The sequence below is a fragment of the Paraburkholderia sp. RL18-085-BIA-A genome, from assembly GCF_046027075.1.
Taxonomy (GTDB): Bacteria; Pseudomonadota; Gammaproteobacteria; order Burkholderiales; family Burkholderiaceae; genus Paraburkholderia.
The window spans coordinates 1-15,036 of the sequence record NZ_JARESU010000021.1; the positions used below are offsets into that span (position 1 = coordinate 1).

Below are 15,036 nucleotides of genomic sequence, written 5' to 3' on the forward strand. Positions count from 1 at the left end.
TCCGCAAGCGTCGGACATGGAGGCAATGTACGCAATTCTCGACGACAGGCACAGGCCGTACTACGAGCATCGCCTCGCGGCATAGCGAAGCAAACCGGTTTATGAGGCTCTCTCGGCCAGGTTACTCAGATCGTTCACTGGCACTCCAGCGCCAATGCCTACGAACGTCGCCACGGGCACTGGGCGCTTACTACTAAGTAAGTCAGAAAAGTGAGCGAGACCGCCGCTCGCGAGTGGGGTTTGCTATAGGTTTAGGACAATTTCGGAAAAAACCCGCGCTTTCACAGGCGCGGGCGAATTCCCCTGGAGACAATCAAATGCAACTGGGAAATGAGTGAGGTCGGTCGGAAACCGTGGATGCCTGCGCGTAATCGGTCGTGGTAACAGCGAAGCCAGGCAACGTGGGGACGAAGTCCGAGCAGGGGCGACGATAGCATCTCAATTTTCTTTAATAGAGTTCCTCGACTGGAGTTGCGTCAGTCAGGCGACGCGTCGCAGGCGGGATTAAAAGAGGATGCCTTGGTCGGTCGTTCCAATGTAGCGAGCCGTTGCAGTGTCACCAAGCCGAGCAGAGCGAGTCCAAGTCCCAGCGTGAAGTCAGCGTGGACTCCCGCGCGGTCGACAATGGTGCCCCCCACTGCCGAACCCACGGCAATCGCCACTTGGATAATGCTGACGAACATGGCCGAACCCGCTTCGGGCAAATCGGCCGTGCTCCGCTGAATCCATACGCTAAAGCAAAGTGGGAGCGCCCCAAACGCGATTCCCCAAAGCAGCATCCCCGTCGTCTCGCCGATGGTTGAATGTTCAAGCAGCAGCATTGAAGACAGCGCGCCTAGCAGCAGCAATACCATCGCGGCGACAGACTTTTTGAGGTGGTCCGGGACCACCATTGACATCAACGCATTAGAGAAGAAGCCGATAAGGCCAAATCCGAAAAGCAACAGCGTGATGGCACTCAACGAGAAATCGTGTTCAAGCAGCGGTGCAATATACGTATAGGTCGAGAAATGCGCTCCAAAGACGAGCGCGACCATCATCATGCTTAACCTCGTGTGAGGCCGGCGAAGCAGTTGCTTGAAATCGGCAATACGCAATGCCGATGCTGACGGCAACGAAGGCACCAGCAACGCTTGCGCCAGCAATGCGAGCGACACCAGACCCGCGGTGGCAGCGAACGACAAACGCCAGGATGCAAACGACGCGATAAACGTTCCGAGCGGCACGCCGATAACCGTTGCAAAGGTAACGCCGGCCAGAATCGTGGCAGTCGCCTTCGCCGCATCCTTTGCCTGCACGAGCCGCGGGGCAGCAGCAGTCGCCAGAGTCCAGAAGCCACCCAACGCCGCGCCAAGTAAGGCCCGTCCGACAAGCATGACAGGAAGACTCGTTGCGACCGCACACACGACGTTCGCAATCAGAAGCACGGCTGTGAGAAGCAGGAAAACGTACCGGCGGTCCATGCGCCCAGCGCTGACTATGAGCGTCGGCGCGAATATTGCAGCCGTGACGCCAGGCGTGGTGACCATAAGACCTGCGACGCCGGTCGACACGCCAAGGTCGTGTGCTATTTGCGGCAGCAATCCGACAGGCAAGAACTCGGCCGTCACGAACGCGAACGCGCTCACAGCTACAGCAATGACGGAAAGCCATTGGCGCACCGACGTTGAACTTGCCTCGAACGTTGCTGGAGTTGAAGGTGTACCGATTTGCATTGATGGTATTGATGCGAGATTAAAGTCCTACACTTTAGGCCGGGTTCAACCGGGGAAAAAGCATCGTGCCTTGAACAGAGTTGCCGGCGTGGTCGAACAATGTCCATGCCGCTACATACCTGGTCTGTAAGCCATTGAGTTCGAATTGCTACGGGACAGCGAGTGGCGAGCGAATCGTGTCTCGTCATGCAGGGATAACGCACACAGAGAAGGTGTGGTCAGCGCACCGACGGCACCGCAACTAAATGCGATAAATCGTATTGCAAAGAGGTCTTACGAGATTCTGAGGCAGGTGCGTCCATCGTTTTTCTGGAATTTGCGAGAGCGCTAAAAGACTGCCCTGCGCGACGTTGGATATCTGTATGACGGAGGGGCTTGTCGACTAGACGAACTTTCGACCGATATTATCGGCTCCTTTGGTGAATCCTATTTACGTTGGGTGGGCCTTTTCCGACGGGGACAGGACGCTAGGGATTTCTTTATTCCATTGCTTTGCCGAGGACAGGCCGCGGCCCCTACGTTGGCGCACGTGTTGTTTCAGCTGTTTCTTGAATCGGGTTTCAGGAATTGGCGTTCGTCCAATCCTTCATTCAAGGTTGTTTGTCCGGACGCCAACGGGGAGCATAGCAAAGATTTCTTTGTTGGGTATATACCTTGGGAGAGCGTAGAAAGGGGTCTTGCGAAGTGCGAGTGTGGTACGAACTTCCGCTTTCGCGTCGACGACAAGCGGCTCGTGGTCAAAAAAGTTTCGAGGTAGGGGAACGGGTACAGGACGGTTGCTTCGGTCGGATTGGATGCGAGCGGCTGCGGCCGCAAAAAACCTTAGTGCTGCTCCCAAGGACGCGAGCCGGACGTACAGGGCACTACTCCAATACGACCGCGAATGGATTAATGCAAATCAGAAAAGCATTGGAGGCAAAAACCGCAACACGCCGATTGGACACTTCGAGTTGCGCAATCGCTTGAGTCTCTTCGTGGTGCTGTTGACGTTATCCTTCGAGAAAAACCGCCGCGCTGGGTGAGTGCTATCAGCGTTCTAATGGTGGTAGATGTTCCTCCCGGCACGCGGGACCAACTCGAGAAGCTTCCTCGATGTTGGGAATACCTCAAGGAAGTCGTAGAGTCTCGAGTTCAATTTCGAACAGGAAGACACCGATGGCGCGCAAGGCAAGCGGCAGTTCGTGGTAGCAACGCTTCCTGACGAAGCTGGTTCGCATGACGTTCGCTCGGTTCGAGGTAGGAGACGGAAATGGCCATCGCATTCAAATCATTGTTGCCGCAAGAGACCATCCCCAACAATATCAGGCGATATATATCCGCCTTGGCGCTCGTTAGCTACACGGCAGTTTCGGGACATCTTCTTTGGGGGGGGCGAATCCGGTAAATTGTCTGCTCCCGGTTGGCATTGAACGCATGTGCTTTGAAGCCGGAGATTACCGACGTGGCCCACCTTCGGATCCGTGACGGCATTGCTGCGGACTTGTGTTTGCTAGAAAGGGCTTCGAGCACATTCGCGAACCAATTGCTGCAGACGTTAATTCCTCGAACGCGTCTATTGGGTAACGGTGTTTCAGCACACTCAAGGACGTTTTGCCGCAAACCTGGTTGTTGCCGGATACCCACCTTTTCATTTCAGCGCGCAAACAACGAGACGGTCGCGATACCCAGAATCGTCATCACCAGCGATGCGCCGACATGAATGACGATCTCGCCCGCTGCCCAGCCGAGCCGTCCGTCCTGCAGGCGCTGCACGACTTCCGCCGAGAAAGTGGAGAAGGTCGACAGGCCGCCCATCAGACCCGTAATCACGAAGAGCCGCCATTCCGGCGCGAGTTGCGGCGCGCGCGCAAATCCCGCGACCGCGACGCCGATCACATAGCCGGCGATCACGTTGGCGGCGAGCGTGCCGAGCGGCAAGCCGCTAAAAAGCGCGTTCAGCCGGAGACCGAGAAACCAGCGAAACAGCGAGCCGAGCGCGCCGCCAATGGCGACAGCGAGAAAGGACCAATACATGGGAGCAAACCTGGCAGAACCGGGGTGGACAAACCGGGCTGTACGGTCGACGCAATGCCGCGTCCGTAGTCATCCGGGCGTAGCAGGCATCATCAGCCCCGAGGGCGGTTGAGGGAGAATGCCATCTCCAGCGCGAAAGTCTAACATCCACTGGAGCATGTGGGGACAGGTCCACGCGCTACGGGCCGGGCGGTGGCCGTGGCGAGCGCATCGGCTTCGTGATGTTCCGTCAAAGTGGCACACGCGCCACCTGATTGGACTTTGACTGTGCGCCGCGCGCGGCCCGCTCGAATCCGGCGGGCTCACCGCGGCTGGGTACGTGCACTGGGACTGGCGTGCGGGTGGCACACTCGCGCGGAGCAGGCGCGACCCGACGCCTCTCCATTACTCCGAAGTCGCCGAAATCCTGTGGATCGACAGATCCGCGCCGTTGTACTCCTCTTCCTGGTCGAGCCGCAGACCGACCGTCAGGCGAATCACCCCGTACACGAGCGTACCGCCGAGCGTCGCCACCACGATGCCGCCGAGCGTGCCGAGCAGTTGCGAGCCGAGCGACACGCCGCCCATCCCGCCGAGTGCGCGCAGCCCGAAGATCCCCGCCGCGATGCCGCCCCATGCGCCGCACAGGCCATGCAGCGGCCACACGCCGAGCACGTCGTCGATGCGCCAGCGGTTCTGCACGCACGTGAACATATAGACGAACAGCGCACCCGCGATGCCGCCCGTGACCAGCGCGCCGAGCGGGTGCATCAGATCCGAGCCGGCGCACACCGCCACCAGGCCGGCCAGCGGACCGTTATAAGTGAAGCCGGGGTCGTTGCGGCCGGAGAACCAGGCGGTCAGCGTGCCGCCGACCATCGCCATCAGCGAATTGACCGCGACGAGACCGCTGATCTTGTCGACCGTTTGCGCGCTCATCACGTTGAAGCCGAACCAGCCGACGGTCAGCACCCATGCGCCGAGCGCGAGAAACGGAATATTCGACGGGGGATGCGCGGCGATGCCGCCGTCGCGGTGATAGCGGCCGTGGCGTGCGCCCAGCAGCAGCACGGCCGGCAACGCGATCCAGCCGCCGAACGCGTGCACCACCACCGAGCCGGCGAAGTCGTGAAACGGCGCGCCGAACGCCTGCGTGAGCCAGGCCTGGAGGCCGAAGCGGCCGTTCCACGCGATCCCTTCGAAGAACGGATAGATAAAGCCGACCAGCACGAAAGTGGCAAACAGTTGCGGGTTGAATTTCGAGCGCTCCGCGATGCCGCCCGAGACGATCGCCGGAATCGCGGCGGCGAAGGTCAGCAGGAAGAAGAAACGCACCAGCGCATAGCCGTTATGCGCGGCGAGCGACTCGGCGCTGCCGAAGAACTGCACGCCGTACGCGATCGTGTAGCCGATGAAGAAATACGCGATCGTCGAGACCGAGAAATCCACCAGGATTTTGACGAGTGCATTGACCTGATTCTTCTGGCGGACCGTGCCGAGTTCGAGAAAAGCGAACCCCGCATGCATGGCCAGCACCATGGCGGCGCCCAATAAAAGAAAGAGCGTATCGGTGCCGGCTTTCAGACTTTCCATCGATGTGTCCCGCTTATGCCAAAAAAGCGGGCAATGAATGCAAGAAGTGGGCCAAACTTGTGCCGACAGGCGTCGAGCAGGTGCAAACAGGCACCGGGATGGGATTTGGGCGCGCCCATGGATGAGGGGCGTTATCGTCGGCTGCATGTCGCGGTGCATGAAAAGCACAATTAAAGTGCATACTGGACCGCGCGTGGCAGATGTGATCCAGATAAGGGCACAATATTCGATTTTAATTACATTTCATTCAAAACCCTGACGTGTAGCGTGCGTTCGCCACGCGGCTCGCCGGCGATGGCCAACCATCTTTGTCTTCTTTCGCAAACGCCGACATAATGGGCCGACTTTTCCGCCCGATTCGCCGGCCCACGACCTCCAATGCGCACGCATGAGACTGACCACTAAAGGCCTGCTGCTGATCGCGATTCCGGCCGTCTTCGAACTGGCGCTGCTGTCCGGGCTGGTCGATGCGCAGTCCGACGCTGCGCAAGCGGAGCGCTGGGCCCTCCATAGCGGCGACGTGCTGCGCCAGACCGCCGCGGTGGTCGATCCGGTGCTGAGCGAATCGGTGGCGCTGCGCGGCGCGGTGCTCGCCGACAACGCGCACTTCGCCACGCCGGTGGCGGTGTGGGTGGATGTCGACCGGCGCATCGATCGTCTGGCCGAACTGGTCGCCGACAATCCGGCCCAGGTCGAGCGCGTGGTGCAGATGCGCCAGGCCGTGCAGGCGTACCGCCAATGGTCGGACCGGATTCAGGACTTGCTGCGCTCAGGGCGGCGGCACGATGTTCTCGACCGTTTCAGCGACCTGGGCCGGGCCGACGTGCTCGATCGTTTCCGTCAGGAGGTGGTGGCGTTCGAGGCCGAAGAACGCCGCCTCGACACGCTGCGCTCGACTGCCGCCAGTGTCGCGCGCGAACGACAGCAGAGTTTGATCATCGCGGCTGCGGTCGGCTCGTTGCTGTTCGTCGCGCTGGCCGTCTGGCTGTTCACGCGCGGCGTGCGCGGGCGGCTCGCGCGCCTGTCCGACAATGCCGGGCGTCTCGCGAGCAACGAGCCGCTCGCGCCGTTCAGCCCAGGACGCGATGAAATCGCCCGCCTCGATCTGACCTTGCACGAGACGAGTCGGCGCCTGCTCGAAGCCGAGCGCATCGAGGCGCGCTTCCGTGCGGATCTCGCGCGGCGCGCCGGCGAACTGGCGCGGATCAACGAGACCTTGCGGCAGCAGACCCAGGACAACGAGATGTTCATTTACAGCGTGTCGCACGATCTGCGGGCGCCGCTGGTGAACCTGCAAGGCTTCTCGAAAGAGCTGACCCGCGCAGGCGACGAACTGCGCGTGGCGGTGCGCGAGTCGTCGCTCGCCGCTGGCCCGCGCCAGCGGATCGAGCGGGTGATCGACGAGGATATCGGCGAGGCGCTGCACTATCTGCAGACGGCCGTCTTGCGCGCGTCGCACATCATCGACGCGCTGCTGCGGCTGTCGCGGGTGGGGCGTATCGAGTACCGCCGGCAGAAGGTCGAGGTGGGCGATGTCGTACAGCGCGTGGTCGATGCAATGCAAGGCTCGATTCGGGCGCGGCGCGCTCAAGTCATCGTTGATGACTTGCCCGCGGTCTGGGGGGACGCGACCGCGCTCGAACAGGTGTTTGCGAACCTGGTGGGGAACGCGGTGAACTATCTGGACCCGGCGCGGGCGGGCAGAATCGAAATCGGCACGACGCCGGCGCCGCCGGGTGTGCATTCGTTACGCATCTTCTATGTGCGCGACAACGGTTTGGGGATTCCGGCGGTTGCTCTGCCGCGGCTCTTCAACGCGTTCCAGCGACTGCACGGCAATGCGACGGCGGGAGAGGGCATCGGCCTTGCGCTCGTGCGCCGGATGGTGGAGCGGCACGGCGGACGCGTGTGGGCGGAATCGAAAGAAGGGCAGGGCACGACGTTTTATCTGTCGCTGCCCGAAGCGCAGGCGCGGGCCGAGGAAACCGCCGGGGTTGCCTTGCTTGCAACCGAGCGCGACGCTCGCACGAACCAGCCAGGCCGTGAGCGTGCGATTGCCGACCCGTCCACGCTTTCCGCCGATGCCGGGCCCGGCATCGGCATGCGGTAATTCCGTCAAACGCGCGCGCCGGTCAACATGCGCCGCTCATTGCGTGGCGAAGAGGCGGCGAGGTTTGAGCAGCTTGCTGCCGCGAATCGACCAGTAACAGCCGCAGGCAATCAGAATCGCGACGCCCGTCAGTAGTTCGACCGGTGCGGCCTGCACGCCAGGCAGGCCGTCGATTGCGAACAGGCCGCGCACGACGATCAGCAGCGCCGCCCACAGCGAGCACGCAGCCTGTACCAGCATGCGCGTGCCGGTCAGACGCCGCGCGCGGTTGTCTTGCGACCAGTTGGCCCGCGTGCGCGCGCAGAAAAAAGCAATCGCCAGCAATGCGATGGCGAGAATGACAATCCAGTCGGTCAGTTCCATCGAAGCACACTCCCAAGTCAGCCACGACTATAGGAAGATGGTCCGCTGCGAACTATCGGACAAATCTCAAATGCGGATTCTTATATTTCAATCAGGCGAGCGCTGGTGGCCGTGAGGGCTTGGCGCTCGCCGTCGAACCCGTCGGCGGTAGCTCAGAGTTCGATCCGCGTGCCGAGCAGCACGAGGAACTGGCGCAGCCATTCAGGGTGCGCGGGCCATGCGGGGGCGGTGACGAAATTGGCGTCGGTGACCGCGGCGTCGACCGGGATGTCGGCGTATTCGCCGCCCGCCAGTTTCACTTCAGGCGCACACGCGGGGTACGCGGAAATGCGCTTGCCGCGAATCACGTCGGCGGCGGCCAGCAGTTGCGCGCCGTGACAGACGGCGGCGATCGGCTTGCCCGCTTCCGCGAATTGCCGTACCACGTCGATCACTTTGGGATTGAGCCGCAGATATTCCGGCGCGCGGCCGCCGGCGATCGCGAGCGCGTCGTACTGGCGCGGATCGGCGTCGTCGAACGAGGCATTGAGCGTGAACTGATGCCCGGGTTTTTCGGTGTAGGTCTGATCGCCTTCGAAATCGTGGATCGCGGTTTTTACACGATCACCCGCTTTCTTGTCCGGACAGACCGCGTCGACGATATGGCCGACTGCCTGCAGCGCCTGAAACGGCACCATTGTTTCGTAATCCTCGGCGAAGTCGCCGGTGAGGAACAGAATCTTCTTTGCCGCCATCGAATGCCTCCAGTTGATCAACGGAACACACTGAATCCAGCTTGACGTTCATCGACGCTCATAGGCGCCCAAGCAGTCTACTCCATCGCGTTTGACAGAACCGCGACGGATCGCAATCGACCCGCCATGAAAGTGGCGGCGCTTGCCCCGAATGCGGTTTCAGGTGGCCGTCAACGCGGGCATGTGCAGCAACGGCGTATCATGAGCGCGTTTTCGCACACCAGGCCGCTCGACGCGGCTCACATTCAGATATGACTTCATCCGTTCATTCTTCGTTGCTGCGCCGCGCGGCGTTCGTGGTTTTCGTATTCGGTGGGCTAGCTGCGTGCCAGAAGAACGACGCGTCGGCGGGGCAGGTGGCCGGCAAGCTCAACGACGCCGCCCAGGCCGCCGGCCAGAAGCTCGATCAGGCGGCGAGCTATGTCGGCCAGCAGGTCGACGCGACCAAAGCCGCCGCGCAGCAGAACCTCGAATCCGCGTCCGCGCCGTCGATCACGATCGACCCCAATGCGCTCGCTTCGACCGCGCAGGCCAATCTGCAAAACGCGGCGAGCTCGGCCAATGCGCAGCTCGGCAAGGCCGCGTCGCTCACCGGTCAGAGCCTCGAAGCGGCGGGGCACAAGCTGCAGGAGTGGTCGGCGCAGAACTCGGCGTCGTCGGCGAACGCTTCCGCTTCGTCGTCGGCCGATTCCGCCGACGCGCAAAAGCAGATGGACAAGTGACAGACACGCCGGTCCCGGCAGTCGTTTGACGGTTTGACAGCTGGATTAAATGTAATTACCATAGTTACATATTGTCGTTGCCGGACGGGTTCGCTGTGAATACGAGTAGCCGGTTTGCATTTGCGGTGCATGTGCTCGCGCTGTTGTCGCTGCAGGAGGGCGTGCCGCTTTCGTCGGAGATGATCGCGGGCAGCGTGAACACCAATCCCGCGCTGATCCGGCGGCTGCTCACCATGCTGGCCGAGGCGGGTCTCACTACGTCGCAGCTCGGCTCGGGCGGCGGCGCGCTGCTGGCGCGCGCGCCGGAGCAGATCAGCTTGCTCGACGTGTATCGCGCGGTGGATGATGCGCAGTTGTTCGCGCTGCACCGCGAGGAGCCGAATCCGGCGTGCATGGTCGGGCGCAATATTCAGGGCGTGCTGCGCGGGATCATCGCCGAAGCGCAGCGGGCCATGGAGGCATCGCTCGGCGCACGCACGCTGGCCGACGCCACGGCGGACGTGGTGCGTGCGGAGAAGCAGCAGCGGATGCGCAAGCGGCGTTCGCAAGCATGACGCAGCAGCAAAGCAGCATGGGAAGGCGCGTGTTCAGCGGCCGCAAATCGCACGCCTGAAAACGGATGGGGCTTCGGCCTCTTTTCTTTTCGCCATATATGTAATCAATATAGTTACATATAAATTAATCGCAGGAGTAGTGAAATGAGCCAGCAACTGAAGATCGCCTTGTTTGGCGCGACCGGCATGGTCGGTTCGCGGATCGCCGCGGAAGCGGCCCGTCGCGGGCATCAGGTGACGGCGCTCGCGCGCAATCCGGCGCGGGTGCCGGCTGACGTCGCGAACCTGACGGCGGCACACGCCGATCTGCTCGACGCCGCGAGCGTCGGCGCCGCGCTGCGCGGTCATGACGTGGTGGCGAGCGCCTATGCGCCGCCGCAGGACGACCTCGCGACGCTGAGCAAAGCGACTCATGCGCTCGTCGAAGGCGTGCGCGCGGCCGGGCTGAAGCGCCTCGTCGTGGTGGGCGGCGCGGGTTCGCTCGAAGTCGCGCCGGGCAAGCAACTGGTCGATACGGACGGGTTTCCGGACGCGTACAAGCCGATCGCGCTCGCGCATCGCGATGCATTCGACTACTACCGCGGTGTCGCCGATCTCGACTGGACCTTCTTTGCGCCGGCCGCGCTGATCGCGCCGGGCGAGCGCACCGGCACGTTCCGCACGGGCGCGAACACGTTGCTGGCCGACGCCGAAGGCAATAGCCGTATCTCCGCTGAGGACTACGCGATCGCATTCGTCGATGAGTTGGAGCAGGGCCGCTTCGTTCGCCAGATCGCGACGGTGGCTTATTGAGGCTGACGCGGGCTCGCGCCGCGGGTTGGCGGCGTGGATGCGCGGGAATGCAACTGCGTTGATCAGCTGATCTTTGACAAGCACACGGTGAGACGGCGGCGTTACAGTGCCGCTTCGCCGCTTCGCCGCTTCGCCGCTTCGCCGCTTCGCCGCTTCAGCGCTTTCGCCGTCCGGCGCAAGTGCCCTAACATTCGGTTACGCATGTTCGGTCGCGCCCGATAAAACTGCGGCTACACTGGCGTCTCCCGTTTTCCTGCGGATTGCCATGCAGCCATGCCCGTCGCGGCGTGAGTCAGAGGCTACGCCGTCCAACGGCGGCCAGCCGGCGACTCGCGCCGCTCTTCATTTTTCCTCAGACCGGACGGTCCCCGGCGAGCGCGCCAGTGTGCGCGCGCGTTTCGGCGCATCGGTCGCCGCGTTCTGCGTCGCGCTGCTCCTGTGCGTGAGCTGGATTCCCGCGCAAGCGCAGGCCGCCGGCGCCCCGACCAGCACGCCGGTCATCCCGGCTTTGCAAAGCCTGATCAACAGTGCGACGGTGACGGCGACACCCGCGTCCGCCGCATCGGGCGCGTCGGCGGCCGACGCGGCGTCCGCGCCGTCGCCGGCGAGCCAGGCGGAGCTGACGCGCTCGCTCGACAGCGTGATCGCCACGCTCGACAACGACCGCCAGCGCAGCGCGCTCGTCAGCCAGCTCAAGAAACTGCGCGACGCGTCGCACAACGTCGCGCCGGCCGCAGCCGCGCCCGCACAGCCGAGCCCCGGCCTGCTCGGCGCGATCGCCTCGGGCATCGCGTCGTTCGAATCCGACGTGCACCAGGGCCGCACGCCCGTGCGCTATTGGGGTGGCCGCCTCAATGCTGCCGCCAACGAGCTCTACACGATCATCTCGAGCCAGGGGCGTGAGAGCTTCGGCAGCGTTCTGCTCTCGATGCTGGCGATGCTGGCCGGCTGGGGCGCGTGCGCCGGCGCGCTGATCTATTTGCAACACCGGCTGCACCGGCGCTTCGGCATCGTCATGGGGCTCCATCCGAATCCCACCACGCGCGAACTGCTGATCTTCGCGCTGCGCCGCGTCGGCCCGTGGATCATCGCCTTCGTCGCGGCGCTGCTGTTCGTGCGCGCGATGCCCGACGCGCTCGGCCGCACGCTCGGCATGGTGGTCGCCTATGCGATCGTCGCGGGCGCGGTGTTTTCCGCGATCTGTCTGATCATGTTCTCGCTGTTCGGATCGGGGCATCGGCGCATCGCGGTGCGCCTGCTGATCGATCACGCGCGCAGCGTGCTGTTCGCGGTCGGCGTCTGCGGCGCGCTCGGCGACGCGGCCGTCAATTACGACGTCGCCCAACAGCTCGGCTCGAACCTCGCCGCGCTGATTTCGACGGTGGCCAACATGACGGCCGCGGTGCTGACCGGCTACTTCGCGCTGGCGTTTCGCCGGCCGGTCGCGCATCTGATCCGCAACCGGCCGTACGAGCATCGCAACCACCACAAGGCCGCGACCGATGCGTTCGACCTGCTCGCCGCGCTCTGGCACGTGCCCGTGCTGGTGCTGGCCACGGCGTCGGTGGTCGCCACGCTCGGCGGCTCCGGTTCCAGCGAAAACGTGCTGCAGATTTCAGTCGTGACCGCGTTGATGCTGGTGCTGGCGTTTTTCCTGTCGGCCATCGTGCTGCGCATGACGCGTCCTCGAAGTGCGCGCGCCCGTCGCCGCTCGCCGTATCTGAGCCGCCTGCTGCGCTTTTTCGGCACGCTGCTCACGCTCTTCATCTGGCTGTTCTTCTTCGAGCTCGCGGCGCGTCTGTGGGGCGTGTCGCTTGCGGCGATGGTCGAGAAGAACGTCGCGGCGCGCGGAATCGCGCATGCGGTGACGGCGATCGTCGCCACCGTGTTCATTGCGTGGCTGCTGTGGATTCTGGTCGATACGGCAATTACCGAAGCACTCAATCCGGGCAGTCCGCGCAACAAGGCGCGCAGCCCGAGCATGCGCGCCCGCACGATGCTGCCGCTCGTGCGCAACGTGCTGCTGGTGTCGATCATGACGATCGCCGGCATCGTGACGGCGGCCAATCTCGGCATCAACGTGACGCCGCTGCTGGCGGGCGCCGGTGTGATCGGTCTCGCGATCGGTTTCGGCGCGCAGTCGCTCGTGACCGACCTGATCACCGGCCTGTTCATCATCATCGAAGATACGATTTCGGTCGGCGACTGGATCGACGTGGACGGCGGCCATGCGGGCACGGTCGAGCATCTGTCGATCCGCACCGTGCGTCTGCGCGACGGCCAGGGCGCGATTCACGCGATCCCGTTCTCGCAGATCAAGATCGTCAAGAACCTGTCGCGCGACTTTGCCTATGCGGTATTCGAAGTGCGGATGGCGTTCTCCACCGACGTCGATCAGATCACGCAACTGATTCGCGAGGTCGGCGCGGATCTGATGGCCGATTTCCGTTACCGGCGCGAGATGCTCGGGCCGATCGAAGTGTGGGGGCTGGACCGCTTCGATCCGAACTGGATGGTCGTGAAAGGGCAGATCAAGACTCGGCCGTTGCAGCAATGGAGCGTGGCGCGCGCGTTCAATCTGCGGCTCAAACTCAAAATGGACGAAGCGGGGATTGAGATTCCGGTGCCGCAGATGCGTGTCTACACGTCGTCGAAGGATAACGAGGGGCAGCCCTTGCAGGATGACGAGATGTCCGGGTTCATCGCGCATCCGCACGAGCAGGTGATCCGCCCGGCCGAGGTAGGGGCGGCGGCCCGGGCCGCGCATGCGCCGCTTTCGGTGGCGCGCGATGTGTCGCACGAGCCGCGTCCGGCGCCGCCGCCGACCGGGCAGACCGCGCCGATTCCGCCGCAGATTCCGACGGCGGGGGAAGGCGGGGGGAAGGGGTGACCGGGCGGCGTGCCTGAAAATCCGCGGCATGCGCCGCTGCGACGAACCCGTTCAGACTAGCGCCGTTGCGTCGGCCGCGCGAACGATGTCGTTCACATGCGTCGCGATCTGCGCGCCCGGCACGCCGTAAATATGCAATGAGATTGCGGGCGCGTCACTGCTATTGCCCAGCCGATGAATCCCGCCGCGCCCGCCGCGCACGAACGACACCGCGCCCTGGCGGCGCGTCTGCGTGCGCGTGGCGCTTGCGCAATGCTGCGTGCCGTTCCATTCGAAGACCGTTTCGGTCAACTTTCCCTCAAGCACCGCGTAGCCGCACCACGTGTGATGCGCGTGCACGGGGCTCGCCTGGCGCGAGTGCCACACCAGCGCGGCGACCGCGTAGCGGCCGCGCGGATCGGCGGCGAGCAGGTGGCGGCGGTATGTTTCGGTCGAGCCTTCGCACTGCGCCGGCGCGAGAAACGCCGGGTTGGCGGCCGCCTCGGCCAGCGCGATGCGCATGCTGCGGGCGAAGAAGGTCGAGTCCGACGGCTCGGGAAAGTGCATGCAGGCTTCAAAGATCGCATCCAGCGTGTCGCACAGGCGAGCGAGCGGCGCATGGCGGCTCTCGCCCTCACGGCCGCTCGAGGAGGGCCGGTGCGATTGAGCGTCGGCGGACGTTTGGGCTGCTTGTGCGAACGGCGAATGAGACTCGGAGAGACGGTCGAACGAGGTTGCGCGGAGGCCTTGGCTCATGGTCTTGGCGCAGCGGCATCGCTGCTTATCGGTTGTTTTTGGACACCGATATTTATACCCGTTTGACGGGAGAAAGAGTTTCCATATAATTCCCCTTGAAGCCTGAAAAGTAGAATAATTTCCTATAGGGATGGCAGGATGGGAATGGATATCATCGACCGGAAGCTGCTCGAACTGCTGCAGGAAGACGCGACCATGCCGATCGCCGAGTTGGCGCAGCGTGTGAATCTGTCGCAAACGCCTTGCTGGAAGCGGCTGCAGCGTCTGAAAGACGCGGGCGTGATTCGCGCGCAGGTGGCGCTGTGCGACGCGCGCAAGCTCGGCGTGGGCACGACGGTGTTCGTCGCGGTGCGCACCAACCAGCATACCGAGGCGTGGGCGCAAACCTTCACGCGCGCCGTGCAGGACATTCCGGAAGTGGTGGAGGTGTACCGGATGAGCGGCGAGACCGATTACCTGCTGCGCGTGGTGGTGTCCGATATCGATGACTACGATCGCGTTTATAAACTGCTGATCGCCGCCGTGCCGCTGTACGACGTGAGTTCGAGCTTTGCGATGGAGCAGATCAAGTATTCGACGGCACTGCCGGTGCGGCCTTCGGCGGTGACTTAGCGGCGTGGCGCAATCCAGCGCGACTCTCTGCTGTCAGGTGCGGCGCCCGCTGCATTGGATAACGCGACGGCCGCGCCGCGATTCGCAGGTCATATGCTCCGGCGCTCCGGTCCAGACAAACCGCTCGGGCTAACCCGCCGCATGAAGCAACAACGCGAGTCACGGGAACCACGCGCCGGCCGCCGCAGCACTTGCCACCCACCGCCGCCCCACCACTGCAAGCC

12 protein-coding genes and 1 riboswitch are annotated in these 15,036 nt (G+C 63.4%); of the genes, 6 read left to right on the top strand and 6 right to left on the bottom strand.

Going from position 1 to position 15,036, the window contains the following annotated elements; all coding sequences use genetic code 11:
• Positions 1-476 precede the first annotated feature (476 nt).
• The 3 genes from P0D89_RS16635 to P0D89_RS16645 all read right to left on the bottom strand — a co-directional run bounded on the left by P0D89_RS16635 (position 477) and on the right by P0D89_RS16645 (position 5,300).
• On the bottom strand, positions 477-1,715 hold the full coding sequence (locus tag P0D89_RS16635) for an MFS transporter (protein WP_408365131.1): 1,239 nt from the start codon (positions 1,713-1,715) through the stop codon (positions 477-479).
• A gap of 1,632 nt (positions 1,716-3,347) precedes the next feature.
• Positions 3,348-3,728 carry a fluoride efflux transporter CrcB gene (crcB, locus tag P0D89_RS16640; protein WP_408365129.1) on the bottom strand — a complete coding sequence of 127 codons (381 nt, stop codon included), beginning with the start codon at positions 3,726-3,728 and terminating at the stop codon, positions 3,348-3,350.
• Positions 3,729-3,804: 76 nt separating this feature from the next.
• Positions 3,805-3,866, bottom strand: a riboswitch (Fluoride riboswitch).
• A gap of 246 nt (positions 3,867-4,112) precedes the next feature.
• Positions 4,113-5,300: an ammonium transporter gene (locus P0D89_RS16645; protein ID WP_408365127.1), complete on the bottom strand. Its 1,188-nt coding sequence runs from the start codon at positions 5,298-5,300 to the stop codon at positions 4,113-4,115.
• Positions 5,301-5,688: 388 nt separating this feature from the next.
• Here P0D89_RS16645 and P0D89_RS16650 point away from each other — a divergent pair, with 388 nt between their 5' ends.
• Positions 5,689-7,410: a sensor histidine kinase gene (locus P0D89_RS16650; RefSeq protein ID WP_408365125.1), complete on the top strand. Its 1,722-nt coding sequence runs from the start codon at positions 5,689-5,691 to the stop codon at positions 7,408-7,410.
• 36 nt (positions 7,411-7,446) lie between these two features.
• Here the strand turns inward: P0D89_RS16650 and P0D89_RS16655 are convergent, their stop codons facing one another.
• On the bottom strand, positions 7,447-7,773 hold the full coding sequence (locus P0D89_RS16655; protein WP_408365123.1) for a hypothetical protein: 327 nt from the start codon (positions 7,771-7,773) through the stop codon (positions 7,447-7,449).
• A gap of 152 nt (positions 7,774-7,925) precedes the next feature.
• The gene (locus tag P0D89_RS16660; RefSeq protein ID WP_408365121.1) at positions 7,926-8,507 is read right to left on the bottom strand and encodes a DJ-1/PfpI family protein; all 582 of its coding nucleotides are present in this window, start codon (positions 8,505-8,507) and stop codon (positions 7,926-7,928) included.
• Between the two features lie 251 nt (positions 8,508-8,758).
• Here P0D89_RS16660 and P0D89_RS16665 point away from each other — a divergent pair, with 251 nt between their 5' ends.
• The 4 genes from P0D89_RS16665 (at position 8,759) to P0D89_RS16680 (ending at position 13,465) form a co-directional block, all read left to right on the top strand.
• On the top strand, positions 8,759-9,229 hold the full coding sequence (locus tag P0D89_RS16665) for a BCAL1086 family glycoprotein (RefSeq protein ID WP_408365119.1): 471 nt from the start codon (positions 8,759-8,761) through the stop codon (positions 9,227-9,229).
• 95 nt (positions 9,230-9,324) lie between these two features.
• Complete coding sequence (locus P0D89_RS16670; RefSeq protein ID WP_408365117.1) at positions 9,325-9,783, top strand: Rrf2 family transcriptional regulator; 459 nt, start codon at positions 9,325-9,327, stop codon at positions 9,781-9,783.
• Between the two features lie 144 nt (positions 9,784-9,927).
• Positions 9,928-10,575, top strand: coding sequence for an NAD(P)-dependent oxidoreductase (locus P0D89_RS16675; RefSeq protein WP_408365115.1), 648 nt, complete (start codon positions 9,928-9,930; stop codon positions 10,573-10,575).
• Between the two features lie 265 nt (positions 10,576-10,840).
• Positions 10,841-13,465, top strand: coding sequence for a mechanosensitive ion channel family protein (locus P0D89_RS16680; RefSeq protein ID WP_408365113.1), 2,625 nt, complete (start codon positions 10,841-10,843; stop codon positions 13,463-13,465).
• A gap of 51 nt (positions 13,466-13,516) precedes the next feature.
• Here P0D89_RS16680 and P0D89_RS16685 read toward each other — a convergent pair whose 3' ends face one another.
• A complete protein-coding gene (locus P0D89_RS16685; protein WP_408365111.1) occupies positions 13,517-14,200 on the bottom strand; it encodes a cysteine dioxygenase family protein in 684 nt (227 codons plus the stop codon).
• 138 nt (positions 14,201-14,338) lie between these two features.
• On the opposite strand from P0D89_RS16685, the gene P0D89_RS16690 reads away from it, so the two are divergent.
• Complete coding sequence (locus P0D89_RS16690; RefSeq protein WP_408365109.1) at positions 14,339-14,812, top strand: Lrp/AsnC family transcriptional regulator; 474 nt, start codon at positions 14,339-14,341, stop codon at positions 14,810-14,812.
• The last annotated feature ends 224 nt before the right edge of the window (positions 14,813-15,036 follow it).

Excerpts from the sequence above, each read along its gene's own strand:
- P0D89_RS16675 (WP_408365115.1), top strand. The coding sequence starts at position 9,928 with ATGAGCCAGCAACTGAAGATCGCCTTGTTTGGCGCGACCGGCATGGTC.
- P0D89_RS16655 (WP_408365123.1), bottom strand. The coding sequence starts at position 7,773 with ATGGAACTGACCGACTGGATTGTCATTCTCGCCATCGCATTGCTGGCG.
- P0D89_RS16645 (WP_408365127.1), bottom strand. The coding sequence starts at position 5,300 with ATGGAAAGTCTGAAAGCCGGCACCGATACGCTCTTTCTTTTATTGGGC.
- P0D89_RS16665 (WP_408365119.1), top strand. The coding sequence starts at position 8,759 with ATGACTTCATCCGTTCATTCTTCGTTGCTGCGCCGCGCGGCGTTCGTG.
- P0D89_RS16660 (WP_408365121.1), bottom strand. The coding sequence starts at position 8,507 with ATGGCGGCAAAGAAGATTCTGTTCCTCACCGGCGACTTCGCCGAGGAT.
- crcB (WP_408365129.1), bottom strand. The coding sequence starts at position 3,728 with ATGTATTGGTCCTTTCTCGCTGTCGCCATTGGCGGCGCGCTCGGCTCG.
- P0D89_RS16635 (WP_408365131.1), bottom strand. The coding sequence starts at position 1,715 with ATGCAAATCGGTACACCTTCAACTCCAGCAACGTTCGAGGCAAGTTCA.
- P0D89_RS16685 (WP_408365111.1), bottom strand. The coding sequence starts at position 14,200 with ATGAGCCAAGGCCTCCGCGCAACCTCGTTCGACCGTCTCTCCGAGTCT.
- P0D89_RS16680 (WP_408365113.1), top strand. The coding sequence starts at position 10,841 with ATGCAGCCATGCCCGTCGCGGCGTGAGTCAGAGGCTACGCCGTCCAAC.
- P0D89_RS16690 (WP_408365109.1), top strand. The coding sequence starts at position 14,339 with ATGGGAATGGATATCATCGACCGGAAGCTGCTCGAACTGCTGCAGGAA.
- P0D89_RS16650 (WP_408365125.1), top strand. The coding sequence starts at position 5,689 with ATGAGACTGACCACTAAAGGCCTGCTGCTGATCGCGATTCCGGCCGTC.